11 protein-coding genes and 1 pseudogene are annotated in these 12,760 nt (G+C 61.3%); 5 read left to right on the top strand and 7 right to left on the bottom strand.

All coding sequences use genetic code 11. The annotated features are described in order from the left end of the window. Both APH41_RS23145 and rlmKL read right to left on the bottom strand, forming a co-directional pair. Positions 1-2,375, bottom strand: a 2,375-nt coding sequence (locus APH41_RS23145) for a GGDEF domain-containing protein (protein WP_054921717.1), incomplete at its 3' end; no start/stop codon positions are given. A 224-nt stretch (positions 2,376-2,599) separates the two neighbouring features. Next, the gene (gene rlmKL, locus APH41_RS23140) at positions 2,600-4,864 is read right to left on the bottom strand and encodes a bifunctional 23S rRNA (guanine(2069)-N(7))-methyltransferase RlmK/23S rRNA (guanine(2445)-N(2))-methyltransferase RlmL (RefSeq protein ID WP_034128371.1); all 2,265 of its coding nucleotides are present in this window, start codon (positions 4,862-4,864) and stop codon (positions 2,600-2,602) included. A 532-nt stretch (positions 4,865-5,396) separates the two neighbouring features. Here rlmKL and rmf point away from each other — a divergent pair. After that, positions 5,397-5,612, top strand: a complete 216-nt coding sequence (rmf, locus tag APH41_RS28515) for a ribosome modulation factor (RefSeq protein WP_002553055.1) — start codon at positions 5,397-5,399, stop codon at positions 5,610-5,612. A 127-nt stretch (positions 5,613-5,739) separates the two neighbouring features. On the opposite strand, the gene APH41_RS23135 is transcribed toward rmf, so the two are convergent. From APH41_RS23135 to APH41_RS23115, 5 genes are all read right to left on the bottom strand, one after another. Continuing rightward, positions 5,740-6,759: a quinone-dependent dihydroorotate dehydrogenase gene (locus APH41_RS23135; RefSeq protein ID WP_034128370.1), complete on the bottom strand. Its 1,020-nt coding sequence runs from the start codon at positions 6,757-6,759 to the stop codon at positions 5,740-5,742. Between the two features lie 85 nt (positions 6,760-6,844). Beyond that, positions 6,845-7,312, bottom strand: a complete 468-nt coding sequence (locus tag APH41_RS23130) for a transglycosylase SLT domain-containing protein (protein ID WP_054897185.1) — start codon at positions 7,310-7,312, stop codon at positions 6,845-6,847. Further along, the gene (locus APH41_RS23125; protein WP_054897216.1) at positions 7,299-7,688 is read right to left on the bottom strand and encodes a winged helix-turn-helix domain-containing protein; all 390 of its coding nucleotides are present in this window, start codon (positions 7,686-7,688) and stop codon (positions 7,299-7,301) included. Before APH41_RS23125 ends, APH41_RS23130 begins: the two co-directional genes overlap by 14 nt. Before the next feature lie 164 nt (positions 7,689-7,852). After that, positions 7,853-8,068, bottom strand: a complete 216-nt coding sequence (locus APH41_RS23120) for a FliM/FliN family flagellar motor switch protein (protein ID WP_034128368.1) — start codon at positions 8,066-8,068, stop codon at positions 7,853-7,855. A 14-nt stretch (positions 8,069-8,082) separates the two neighbouring features. Continuing rightward, positions 8,083-9,003: a type III secretion system domain protein, InvG family gene (locus APH41_RS23115; protein WP_256220340.1), complete on the bottom strand. Its 921-nt coding sequence runs from the start codon at positions 9,001-9,003 to the stop codon at positions 8,083-8,085. A 246-nt stretch (positions 9,004-9,249) separates the two neighbouring features. Between APH41_RS23115 and APH41_RS23110 the strand changes: the two genes are divergently transcribed. The 4 genes and pseudogenes from APH41_RS23110 to APH41_RS23095 form a co-directional block, all read left to right on the top strand. Continuing rightward, complete coding sequence (locus tag APH41_RS23110) at positions 9,250-10,449, top strand: CmpA/NrtA family ABC transporter substrate-binding protein (protein WP_054921715.1); 1,200 nt, start codon at positions 9,250-9,252, stop codon at positions 10,447-10,449. 13 nt (positions 10,450-10,462) lie between these two features. After that, positions 10,463-11,038 (top strand): ANTAR domain-containing response regulator, encoded by a 576-nt coding sequence (locus APH41_RS23105; protein ID WP_003193274.1) that lies wholly within the window; start codon positions 10,463-10,465, stop codon positions 11,036-11,038. Between the two features lie 146 nt (positions 11,039-11,184). Next, positions 11,185-12,396, top strand: coding sequence for a NarK/NasA family nitrate transporter (locus APH41_RS23100; protein ID WP_032903097.1), 1,212 nt, complete (start codon positions 11,185-11,187; stop codon positions 12,394-12,396). A gap of 71 nt (positions 12,397-12,467) precedes the next feature. Continuing rightward, positions 12,468-12,760, top strand: a pseudogene (locus APH41_RS23095) (bifunctional protein-serine/threonine kinase/phosphatase); the annotation flags it as partial.

The following is a 12,760-nucleotide window of genomic DNA, read 5'->3' as shown; positions in this document are numbered from 1 at the left end:
TTCCCACACACCTGTACCCGGTCCCTGCCCGCCTGCTTGGCCACATACACAGCCGAATCAGCGCGCAGCAGCAACCCATCGATGCCTTCGTCAACCCGCCAACTGGCCACGCCGAAGCTGGCGGTGACCACTCCCACCGGTTCCATCGCCGCATCGCGCAACGACTGCCACAACTGTATCGCCAGGCTGTAGGCCTGAGCGCCATCGGTGTTGGGGCACAGCACCACGAACTCTTCCCCGCCGATCCGGCAAAACACATCGGTGCGGCGCAAGCGTTGGCCGATACGCTTGCACAACTCCTGCAACACGCTGTCGCCCACGGCATGGCCGTGCTGATCGTTGATGCGCTTGAAGTGGTCGATATCGAGCATGATCAACGACAGCGCGCCAGATATACGGTTGAGCCGAAGCATTTCGCCCTTGAGACGATCCTGGAAATAGCGCCGGTTATAGATCCCTGTCAGGGAGTCTGTGATGGACAGCGCGCGCAGTTCTTCCTCGACCCGTTTGAGATCAGAAATATCCGATACATAACCGTGCCAAAGCGTACCGCCTCCCGGCAACTCTTCCGGCGTCGCTTCGCCGCGAATCCAGCGCAGGCCTCGCTGGGGTAATTGCACGCGGTACTCTTCTCGCCAATGGCTCATTTGCAACGCAGAAAGGCGTATCGACGCACGCACTCGCTCCAGATCCAAAGGGTGAATGCGCTCCAGGACCGTGCGCGCATCCTTCTGCAGCATGCCCAGCTCGATTTCATAGATATCGCGCATGCCTTCGCTGGCATAGATGAAACGCCCGTTGTCCTGGGGCTCCAGGGTGAACTGGAAGATGCCACCAGGCACATGGGCGCTGAGTTTTTTCAGCAGGCGGTCGCGGACGGCAAGGGCCTCATAGGCGCGCTTTTGCTCGGTGACATCCAGGTAAATCGCCAGGTGCCCGACCCATAGGCCATGGTCATCCAAGAGCACGGTCGGCAACATGTTGACCGTCAACTGGCTGCCATCCTTGCGCACCAGCGTCCACTCACGTCCTTCATGTTGACTGTCCGGGCTCTCCACCAGCATCGCCTGACTCGCTGGAATGCGCTTGCCCAGCGCCCTGCTCAACGCCTCGGCGCGGGCGTCGAGTTCCACGGCCACATGCAGACGGTCCAAGGTCATATGCCCAAGCACCTCCTCGGCCTTGAAGCCCAACATCTGTTCGGCACCGGCATTGAAGGTGTTGATCACACCGCGCAGGTCAGTGGCAATGATCGCCACTTGAGTCGCCGCATTCAACACGCTGCGCAGTTGCCCATGGGCGCCACGCAACTCCTGCTCACGGGCACGCAATTGAACGGTGCGTTGCTCCACCAGTTTCAGTGCGCGCTGGCGCTGGCTGACCAACATGTAAAGCAGCGCACTGAGCAAGGCGCTGAGCAACACGCCCATCGCCAGAATGGCGTGCATCGAAGAATGGTTGGCCCTGTCGAACACTTCGCTGGCGCTCAGGCTAAGAGCGTAGACATGATCGCCCAGGGAGAGGCGGCGTGCAGCCGTCAAGCCACTGCTGCCCAACGCGTTACTGGACGCATATAACACCCGTTGCTGGGTGTCGGAGGTGTCTACGATCTGCATCACCAGGTTGTCACGGTTGGGCCTGGGCAACCCCTCGGCCACCAGCTGGCGCATGCTGATCACCGCCATCACAAAACCATAAGGCTCGGCCCCCGCGACTTTGCTCACGGGCGCCACCAATAACACGCCTGCCGCATAAGCGGGCTCCACCCCCACCAATTGCATGGGCTGTGACACCGCCAACTGGCCGCTTTGTTGTGCACGCTCCAGCGCTGCACGGCGCAGGGGCTGCGCCAGCAAATCAAAGCCCAGCGGCGAGCCCAGCAAACTCTGCGTCTGGCTGTACAGCACCGGTACGTATTCATCGCGCTCGGCCGCTGGCGCCAATTCACCGGAGGTATTCAGTTCGCGGATACTGAAGGGAATGCCACGCTGGCGAGAAATGTCCTGTTCAAACAGGCTGCGCTGCGTGCGAAATATCCGTGGTGCCCAGGCATAAGCACGGGCATGCAACAACAGCGGTTTGGCGAAACCGTCGAACTCGTTGCGGGACACCTCGCCGGAATTGACGAAGAAACGCTGCAGGCTGCCCAGGCGTTGTTCCTGGTCTTCAAAACGTTCCTGGATGCGGCTGTAGCGCTCGTTGACCAGCAACTGGAACCGCTGGCGCACCTGTTGCTGATACAGGTCGGACGCCGCCCACGCGACGACCACCGTCAGCGCGCTACCAACCACTAACACCACCAATGCCACCAGCCAAGCCGATGCCTGCTCACTGATAAAACCAAGGATTTTCGGGCGAACGACTTGCATCGGCATAGGCAACACTCACAGCGCCAGTGTGCGGGGGTGTCACTTTGGCTAGGGCTTAAGTTATAGCCATCGGTCATGGGTTTGACCAGCGCAAAACCGTCAACTGGCTTATTGTGGCGAGGGAGCTTGCTCCCGCTCGGGTGCGAAGCGCCCGCAAGTTTCCGGGGCCGCTGCGCAGCCCAGCGGGAGCAAGCTCCCTCGCCACAGAAGCTCGCTCCTATAGGGGGAAATCAGCGTGCGGTGATTTTCCAGGCGCGGTGGATCTTGGCATTGCGCGCAAAATCCGGGTCGATGGTCTTGTCGCTGATCTCCTCGACCGCATAGCGTTCGCTGAGGTTGTCTTCCAGCTGGAACTTGCGGAAGTTGTTGGAGAAGTACAGCACGCCACCCGGCGCCAGGCGCGCCATGGCCAGGTCGAGCAACTGCACATGGTCACGCTGCACGTCGAAGATGCCTTCCATGCGCTTGGAGTTGGAGAAGGTCGGCGGGTCGATGAAAATCATGTCGAATTCATCGCGGCTCGCTTCCAGCCACGCCATCACGTCACCCTGTTCCAGGCGGTTCTTGTCGGAGAAGCCGTTGAGGGAGAAATTGCGACGCGCCCAGTCCAGGTAGGTCTTGGACAGGTCGACGCTGGTGGTGCTGCGCGCGCCGCCCTTGGCAGCATGCACACTGGCTGTGGCGGTGTAGCAATACAGATTGAGGAAGCGCTTGCCCGCCGCTTCCTTCTGGATGCGCATGCGCATTGGGCGATGGTCGAGGAACAGGCCGGTGTCCAGGTAATCAGTGAGGTTGACCAGCAACTTAACCCCGCCTTCACTGACCTCGGTGAATTTGCCTTGGGCACTCTGACGCTCGTATTGCTTGGTGCCGCTCTGACGCTCACGACGCTTGACCACCACACGGCTCTTGTCGACGTTCAGTGCCTGGGGAATTGCCGCCAGGGCATCGAACATGCGGGCCGAGGCTTTTTCCGGGTCGATGGATTTAGGCGCGGCGTATTCCTGTACGTGCACCCAATCGTGGTACAGGTCGATGGCCATGGAGTATTCAGGCATGTCGGCGTCATACACACGGTAGCAATCCACCCCTTCGCGCTTGGCCCATTTGCCCAACAGCTTGAGGTTCTTCTGCAGGCGGTTGGCGAACATCTGCCCGCCTTCGCTCAAGCGCGCCTGTTCCACCACGGGGGCCGGGGCGGGCTTGATCGGGTTGCCGTTCTTGTTGTACTGACGCTCTGCCGGCTCGCTCGGGGCCTGGTCGTAGGCCGCTTGCTCACGTTCGGCCTGACGCTGTTCAGGAGTGCGGCGCTCGCCCGTGACGAACTGATCCGGGTTGACCTTGATCAGCAGCAACTTGCACGGCAATGCGCCGTTCCAGAACGAATACTGTTTGTGGCTACGGATACCCATGCGCTTGCCCAGGTCCGGCGCGCCGGTAAACACCGCCGCTTCCCAGCCCATGCAGGCCTGGCGCAGGCGTTCGCCGAGGTTCTGGTAGAGGTACAACAGGCTGGCTTCATCACCCAGGCGCTCGCCGTAAGGTGGGTTGCAGATGACCAGGCCTTTCTGGTTCTGGTCCGGGCGCGGCTCGAAAGTACCGACTTCGCCTTGGTACACCTTGATCCAATGGCTCAGCCCGGCGCGCTCGATGTTATTGCGAGCAGGCTGGATCAAGCGTGGGTCGGCTTCATAGCCACGCACCCACAACGGCGGCTTGTTCATGCCGATAGCGGCGCGCTCAGTGGCTTCTGCGTGCAGTTTTTTCCACAGCGCCGGGACGTGGCCCAGCCAGGTGGTGAACCCCCACAGTTCACGATTGAGGTTGGGGGCCATGTCGGCGGCGATCATCGCGCCCTCGACCAGAAAGGTACCCACACCGCACATCGGGTCTGTCAGCGCGCCGCCTTCGGCCGCAATACGCGGCCAGCCGGCGCGGATCAGGATCGCCGCCGCCAGGTTTTCCTTCAGCGGTGCCGCGCCCTGCTGCAGGCGGTAGCCGCGCTGGTGCAGGCTGTGGCCGGATAGGTCCAGGGACAGGATGGCTTCGCCACGGTCCAGGCGCAGGTGAATGCGCAGGTCAGGGTTAATCTTGTCGATGGACGGACGTTCGCCGGTCGGGGTGCGCAGTTTGTCGACGATCGCATCCTTGACCTTCAGCGCGCCGAAGTGGGTGTTGTCGATGCCCGAGCCGTGCCCGCTGAACTCCACCGCAAGGGTACCGTCGGGGACCATGTGGTCAGCCCATTCGATGTCCAGCACGCCGTGGTAAAGATCTTCGGCGTCCTTCATCGGGAAGCGTTTGAGCACCAGCAACACACGGTTGGCCAGGCGCGACCAGAGGCACAGGCGGTAGGCGGTTTCCATGTCGGCCATGCCGCGCACGGCCGAGGTGTGCTCGCGGGCTTCCTCAAGGCCAAGCCCGACGGCTTCCTCGATCAGCAGGCCTTCGAGGCCCTTGGGGCAGGTGAGGAAGAGTTCAAAACGGTCCGACATGGGGCATTCCAGGCTTTTCAGCAATAAGTGAACAGGCGACGCATCGCCGGTTCGGTTTTCAATCAAGCACTTTTCTCGAAGAGTGCTCGCGTGGCACGAATGTGCCGTTCCACCCCGTCTGACGGGCCCTTGAGCCTTTATTGGCGAGGCAGAAGAAGAATGTTGTGCAATAAAAAGAAATATTCCGACCCTTCGTCGAATAATAACCGACTGCAACAGGCGGTCATTCTCACCAAGGGATTAAACCTTTCCTCTGTGCAGGGCACATCATAGCTGGCTTTGCCCTATAAAAGGGGCGAATAACCATCCCAGCTTATGGCTATAGCATCGTTATCGTTACGTGCTTATGACAAAACGATCATTGAATACATGTGACCTATTGGTTAGAACTCAACACAGGTTGGCGCCGTAACGGTGCCGACACATCGGCTCGCCACGCCGGCAGCGAGCCCACCAACGGCAGAAAAACTCTGCCCGGCCTTGGACAAGGCCGAAGGATATCTAGACAGTCAACAAGTGAGGGAAACACCCTATGAGAAGACTTAAGCGTGATCCGTTGGAAAGAGCATTTTTACGCGGATATCAATATGGCGTTCATGGAAAATCCCGTGAGCTTTGCCCATTTACTCTACCGTCGGTACGCCAAGCCTGGATCAACGGCTGGCGAGAAGGACGCGGCGACAACTGGGACGGTATGACTGGCACTGCGGGCATCCACAGACTCAACGAACTTCACGCCGTCGGCTAATCAGGGGCACTTTATTCCGACACACATCTCTGAACGAGTAACGACTTAACCACGCGCGCCCCATCCGGGCGGCGGGCTTCGGCCCAGGGGCTCCTTTATGGAGCCCTTTTTATTGCCCAGCAGATTGTCAGCGCAAGGCAGCGATGGCATCCACCGACTGGCGAATCAATGCCGGGCCTTTGTAGATGAAGCCGGAGTACAACTGCACCAGGCTGGCGCCGGCCGCGATCTTCTCAGCCGCGTGTTTGCCTTCGGTGATACCGCCCACCGCGATGATCGGCAAACGCCCGGCCAACTCGGCCGCCAGCACCTTGACGATATGGGTGCTCTTGTCACGCACTGGCGCGCCCGACAGGCCGCCCGCCTCGTCACCATGGGCCAGGCCCTCGACACCCATGCGGCTGAGGGTGGTATTGGTTGCAATCACCGCGTCCATCCCTGAATCCACCAGGGCCTGGGCCACCAGGACGGTTTCTTCATCGCTCATGTCCGGCGCGATCTTGATGGCCAGCGGCACACGCTTGCCATGACGCACGGCCAGGTCTTCCTGGCGCTGACGCAAGGCTTCGAGCAGTTGCTTGAGGGAATCGCCAAATTGCAGGCTGCGCAGGCCCGGAGTGTTGGGCGAGCTGACGTTGACGGTGACATAGCTGGCGTGGGCGTAGACCTTGTCCAGGCATATCAGGTAGTCATCCACCGCACGTTCCACAGGGGTGTCAAAGTTCTTGCCGATGTTGATACCCAGGATGCCGGTGTATTTCGCCGCCTGAACCCGCGACAGCAGATGGTCGACGCCGAGGTTATTGAAGCCCATGCGATTAATGATCGCCTCCGCTTCCGGCAGGCGGAAAATGCGGGGCTTGGGGTTGCCCGGTTGCGGCCGTGGGGTCACGGTGCCGATTTCGACAAAGCCGAAACCCAACTGCGCAAACCCGTCGATGGCGGCGCCGTTCTTGTCCAGACCGGCTGCCAGCCCGACCGGGTTGGGGAAGTCGAGCCCCATCACCGACACCGGCATTTTCGCCGGTGCCTTGCATACCAGGCCATTGAGCCCCAGGCGGCCACCAGCACCGATCAGGTCCAGAGACAGATCGTGGGAGGTTTCCGGGGAGAGTTTGAACAACAGCTGGCGGGCCAGGTTATACATGGGCGGGCTAGACTCGGATGGCGGTAAAAGGTGGCGGTGATTATAGCCGCGGCGGTGGGTTGCATGCGAGGCATGACACTCGATCTCATTGACGCTGCGCCATCAAGGCCTCATAGCGCACCCAGATCCTCTCGGCGTAGCGCAGGCGTAATGCCTCACGCTGAGGGCCGGGGCCGGGCCCAACGTTGTAAGCGCCCACTGCCGTCCAGTTGTAGCCAAAACGCTGTATAAAATCGGCAAGAATCGAGGCGCCTACTTCCACCGACAGGCAAGGTTCGTTCAACAACCGCTCTTCGGTAATACCCTGCTTGAGCAAACGAGGCAGGTGAATGCTGTTTATCTGCATCAAGCCAATATCCCGTGTGCCGTTTCGGTTGCTGTAGTTCATCGCTTGCGCACGGGAACCCGACTCGACTGAGGCGATAGCCTGCAGTAACTCTGGCTCGAGATCGTAGCGGCTGGCCGCCTCTTCCCAGCAATAGGCCCATGCCGGGTTACAGCCCATCAGCACACTGAACAACAGGCCTCTGCCCCCGACCCTAACTTTTAACATTACTGGCCTGACCACAGACGGCGCACAGGTGCAGGACAGCCCTCGGTTGATCACCCACCCGTACCGGGCATGTAAAGCGATAGCCCTTGCCATAAATAGTCTTGATAAAGCCTTTGTCGGCCCTCAAATGCTTGCGCAGGGAATAAATACAACGCGTAAGTGACTCATCGGCTACCTCGCCCCGAGGCCAGGCCAGTTCCAGCAAGCGGTCCTTGGTCATCAGTGCGCCACCGGAGGCCAGCAGCAACCTCAGCACCTGCCCCTCTTTGGGAGGCAGCTGTATATCCGCATCCGCGCCTATCAAACGACCATCGCCGTGCAAGGTCCAGCGAGCGAAGACCAGGGATGCCGCCGCTTCTTGCGTCACGACGGCCATACGCACCTCTGTATCGACTACTGACATTCAAATCCTTACTGTGTGAACCGGCTCACCTGCCATTGGCACGACTATAAAAACCGCCCCGCAGACTCGCGTTAGGAAAAAACCCATTCAATGGTTTTTTTTGGGCCGCTGCCGGTCAGACAAATCGCTTGCGCCCCTTATCGCGACAGCCACTCCTGGAAAGTCTCCTGCAACTCAACCCCTAGCCGGTCCTCCAACTGCACCAACTCACCTAACGCCATCAATTGTCCATTGACCCGCACCTCCACACATCGTGTGACGCCTGGGTCCAAGGGCAGCACTTTTCCCGGCGCGAAAGCGGCCAAACGCTTGCGGCTGATCAATTGCTCCTGCAGCAGTATTTCCAGGTGCATGGACAAATGCCTTTTCAGGGGGAAAACTCGCGCTCCGTCCGTAAGAACGCACGTTGCACACGCTCATATTGCGCGGCGGTCAACTGAGGGGGCCCGGCCTGCGGGTCGCCACCACCGGCATGCGCCTGCCCTGGCAAGGTTTCATTCAGCACCTGGGCCACATCCAGCTCGGCGAGCAGTTTCTCGATAACTTTCACTTGGGCATGCGAGCCCTTGATCAACACACTGTTGGTATCCGGATAGGCCAGCAACGCAAGGCGGCCGTCGGCCAACCGGACCCTCTGCGCCTGGGATAGCCGGGCCCGGATCATCGAGAGCATGCCTGGTACCAGGCCCCTGTTGGTGCCCACGCCGTGCGGGTGATCTTCCACCGGGAAATTGATCACTTGCACCACGCCAAATGCAGGCGGGCGCTCTGGCGCCTTGCGAGGGGGCCGATCCATCAGTTGCGTCAGCCGCAATATATGATCGACATAGCTGGGAGGCCCGGACACGTAGAACATGCGCGCCCCGTTTGCGCGCAGCGGATAACGCGGCTCATCCAGCCCTGCACGTCGCATGATGCCACGCAGCCTGTCGACACTAATATGTTGCAGCGCCACCGCCGAGCTTCTCGCTTCGTCGGCAGCGTAGACGTGCAACACTTGGCCATCGCTGTGCCAGATCAAGCCTTCACTCGCGGCGAGCGTTTCAATGACCTGTTGCGGCGCCGCAAAATCGAATGCTCCGCTCACCTGCCTACTAGCCACGGCACGGCTGGTCACCACGGGCAGGCCCAATGACACAGACAACGCAGCAAAGAAAGCCGGCAGCCCCTCATCCTGTGTCTGGTACACCTCGCCACAGGCCGTGCGACTGCCCAGCAACAGCGCGGCGCACAGCAGCACGCTGTACAGCCAGCGGCTATTGAGGGTTGCGAGGAAATCAGCGTGCACCGTGGGAATGCCTGGCGGTCTGGCCTGAGGAAGCGGCCATACTGCGAGGCGCACGAGGTTCAATCATGATGGAAAGTTGACGGCCAGTTGCACCGGCCCCCCCATGGCATGTGCCTTGCTATGCACTCTGTATCAGGCTCGCACCAACGGCGGTACGGGCCTACGGACAGAGGCGTCGTTTCCCTGCAATGGCCTGTAACGCCAGCCTGGGAAACGGCGCTTTTTTTTCAGAAAAGGCAGGTATTGATGAACGATCCGCTGGCTTGGGTACACGGCAGCGATGCCCCGGAAAAGAGCAGCCTGGACCTTGGGTTCATGGCCCTGACCGATTGCGCCTCGTTGGTGGTCGCCGCCACCCAGGGCTTCGCCCAACCCTACGGCCTCACACTCAACCTCAAGCGCCAGGCGTCCTGGGCCAACCTGCGCGACAAGCTGGTCAGCGGTGAACTCGACGCCGCCCACAGTCTCTACGGGCTGATTTATGCCGTACACCTGGGCATCGGCGGCGTCGCCGCCAGCCCCATGGCAGTGCTGATGGGGCTGAACCAGAATGGCCAGGGCATCAACCTGTCCCACGGCCTGCAACAGCAAGGCGTGATCACTCCTGAGGCGTTGAAAGGCCATGTGCACCAAAGCCGGACAAAACTGACCTTCGCTCAGACGTTTCCCACCGGCACCCATGCCATGTGGTTGTACTACTGGCTGGCGAGCCAAGGCATTCATCCATTGCAGGATGTGAACAGTGTGGTGGTGCCGCCGCCGCAAATGGTGGCGCACCTGCAAGCCGGACGCATCGACGGACTTTGCGTGGGTGAACCCTGGTGCGCCAGCGCAGTGCAACAAAACCAGGGCTTTACCCTGGCGACCAGCCAGGCAATCTGGCCGGACCACCCGGAAAAAGTCCTGGGCTGCACCCAAGCCTTCGTTGACGCGTACCCCAATACCGCACGCGTACTGGTCATGGCGATCCTCGAGGCCAGCCGGTTTATCGAGCAGAGCCGTGAAAACCGCCGCTCTACCGCCCAGTTGCTCAGTGCCAGTGAATACCTCGACGCACCTGTGGCCTGCATCGAACCGCGCCTGCTGGGGCACTATGACGATGGCCTGGGCAACCACTGGCAGGATCCCCATGCACTGCGCTTTTTCGCCGACGGCGAGGTGAACCTGCCTTACCTCAGCGATGGCATGTGGTTCATGACCCAGTTCCGGCGCTGGGGCTTGCTGCGGGAAGACCCTGACTACCTGGGCGTTGCCCGGCAAGTTCAGCAATTGGCACTGTATCGCCAGGCTGCCGAGGCGCTGGGCATTACCGCAGGCGACTCGGACATGCGTCGCAGCCAGTTGCTCGATGGCAAGACCTGGGACGGCAGCGACCCCGCTGGCTACGCCCGCAGCTTCCACCTGCATGCCCTGGCCGATGATGCCAATCGCCAAGCGCTGCGCTGACAGGAGCCCGACGATGCTGCGAATCCTGTTGATCAACGACACCCCGCGCAAGGTCGGGCGCCTCAAGGCCGCATTGACCGAGGCCGGCTTCGAGGTGATCGATGAGTCCGGCTTGACCATCGACCTGCCCGCACGCGTCGAAACAGTGCGTCCTGATGTGATCCTGATCGATACCGAGTCACCCGGGCGCGATGTGATGGAGCAAGTGGTGCTGGTCAGCCGCGATCAGCCACGGCCCATCGTGATGTTCACCGACGAGCACGACCCTAATGTGATGCGCCAGGCCATCAAGTCCGGCGTCAGTGCCTATATCGTCGAAGGCATCCAGGCCCAGCGCCTGCAACCGATCCTCGATGTGGCCATGGCGCGCTTCGAGAGTGACCAGGCCCTGCGCGCCCAGCTCCATGCCCGCGACCAGCAACTGGCCGAGCGCAAGCGCATCGAGTTGGCCAAGGGCCTGCTGATGAAGATGAAGAGCTGCAACGAGGAAGAGGCCTACACCCTGATGCGCCGCCAGGCCATGAGCCGTCAACAGAAACTGATCCAGGTGGCGGAGCAGATTATTGCCATGAGCGAGTTGCTCGGCTGATCTGGCTCAGCTCTTGCTAAAGAATTATCACAGGTAGCCAACGGCGGTTGCCCCTTCACGACAAAGACGTCGCCCACCCGGTTTGCCCTCGCGAACCCGGTGGCGGCGTTTTTTCGTTTCTAGACCCCCAACCGTTGAGGTGCGTGATGAAATCAAGCTTCTGGAAATCCGGGCACACCCCGACCCTGTTTGCCGCGTTCCTGTATTTCGACCTGAGCTTCATGGTCTGGTACCTGCTGGGCCCCCTGGCGGTGCAGATTGCCGCTGACTTGCACCTGACCACCCAACAGCGCGGCCTGGTGGTGGCCACCCCGATCCTGGCGGGCGCGGTACTGCGCTTCTTGATGGGGATGCTGGCCGACAAGCTGTCGCCCAAGACCGCCGGGCTGATTGGCCAGGTGATTGTGATCGTGGCGCTGTTCTGCGCCTGGAAACTGGGGATCCACAGTTACGAACAAGCGCTGCTGCTAGGCATGTTCCTGGGCATGGCCGGTGCGTCCTTCGCGGTCGCCCTGCCCTTGGCGTCACAGTGGTACCCAGCGGAGCACCAGGGCAAGGCGATGGGCATCGCCGGCGCCGGTAACTCCGGCACCGTGTTTGCGGCGTTGCTGGCGCCCGTGCTGGCGGCCGCCTTTGGTTGGAGCAATGTATTCGGCTTTGCGCTGATCCCACTGGTGCTGACCCTGATCGTATTCGCCTGGCTTGCGCGCAATGCGCCTGAACGGCCGAAAGCCAAATCCATGGCCGACTACTTCAAGGCCCTGGGCGACCGCGACAGCTGGTGGTTCATGTTTTTCTACAGCGTGACCTTCGGCGGGTTTATCGGCCTGGCCAGCGCCCTGCCCGGCTACTTCAACGACCAGTACGGCCTGAGCCCGGTGACCGCCGGCTATTACACCGCCGCCTGTGTGTTCGGCGGCAGCCTGATGCGCCCATTGGGTGGCGCCCTGGCAGACCGGTTCGGCGGGATCAAGACCCTGCTCGGCATGTACAGCGTGGCGGTGATCTGCATTGCGGCAGTGGGGTTCAACTTGCCCAGCTCCTACGCAGCCTTGGCGCTTTTTGTCTGCACCATGCTCGGCCTGGGCGCTGGCAATGGGGCGGTATTCCAACTGGTGCCCCAGCGTTTTCGCAGTGAGATCGGCGTCATGACCGGCCTGATCGGCATGGCCGGTGGCATCGGTGGCTTCGCCCTTGCGGCGGGCATGGGCGCGATCAAGCAGAGTACTGGCAGCTATCAACTGGCCCTGTGGTTGTTCGCCAGCCTCGGTGTGTTGGCCTGGTTCGGCCTGCATGGGGTGAAACGGCGCTGGAGAACCACCTGGGGTTCGGCCGCCGTGACCGCCGCCCGCGTCTGATGAGCCTGCAACTGAGCGTCGCCCAGGCCAGTGCCATCGGCCCGCGCAGCGAGAACCAGGACGCGCTGCGGGTGGTCACGCCCATGGCGGAACTGGCCGCGAGCAAAGGCTACCTGTGCGCACTGGCCGACGGCGTCAGCCAGTGCGCCGACGGTGGCCTGGCCGCACGCTCGACCCTGCAGGCCCTGGCCCTGGACTACTACGCTACGCCACAGACCTGGGGCGTGGCCCAGGCGCTGGAGCGCTTGTTACTGGCGCAGAATCGCTGGTTGCAAGCCAACGGCGGCGGCCAACCGTTGCTCACCACCCTCAGCGCCCTGGTGTTTCGCGGCCAACGCTTCACCCTGGCCCATGTCGGTGATTG

The sequence above is a fragment of the Pseudomonas sp. NBRC 111138 genome (genome assembly GCF_001320835.1).
Taxonomy (GTDB): Bacteria; Pseudomonadota; Gammaproteobacteria; order Pseudomonadales; family Pseudomonadaceae; genus Aquipseudomonas; species Aquipseudomonas paracarnis.
This window is presented reverse-complemented; position numbering and strand designations above follow the sequence as displayed.

Excerpts from the sequence above, each read along its gene's own strand:
- rlmKL (WP_034128371.1), bottom strand. The coding sequence starts at position 4,864 with ATGTCGGACCGTTTTGAACTCTTCCTCACCTGCCCCAAGGGCCTCGAA.
- rmf (WP_002553055.1), top strand. The coding sequence starts at position 5,397 with ATGAGAAGACTTAAGCGTGATCCGTTGGAAAGAGCATTTTTACGCGGA.
- APH41_RS23135 (WP_034128370.1), bottom strand. The coding sequence starts at position 6,759 with ATGTATAACCTGGCCCGCCAGCTGTTGTTCAAACTCTCCCCGGAAACC.
- APH41_RS23130 (WP_054897185.1), bottom strand. The coding sequence starts at position 7,312 with ATGTTAAAAGTTAGGGTCGGGGGCAGAGGCCTGTTGTTCAGTGTGCTG.
- APH41_RS23125 (WP_054897216.1), bottom strand. The coding sequence starts at position 7,688 with ATGGCCGTCGTGACGCAAGAAGCGGCGGCATCCCTGGTCTTCGCTCGC.
- APH41_RS23120 (WP_034128368.1), bottom strand. The coding sequence starts at position 8,068 with ATGCACCTGGAAATACTGCTGCAGGAGCAATTGATCAGCCGCAAGCGT.
- APH41_RS23110 (WP_054921715.1), top strand. The coding sequence starts at position 9,250 with ATGAACGATCCGCTGGCTTGGGTACACGGCAGCGATGCCCCGGAAAAG.
- APH41_RS23105 (WP_003193274.1), top strand. The coding sequence starts at position 10,463 with ATGCTGCGAATCCTGTTGATCAACGACACCCCGCGCAAGGTCGGGCGC.
- APH41_RS23100 (WP_032903097.1), top strand. The coding sequence starts at position 11,185 with ATGAAATCAAGCTTCTGGAAATCCGGGCACACCCCGACCCTGTTTGCC.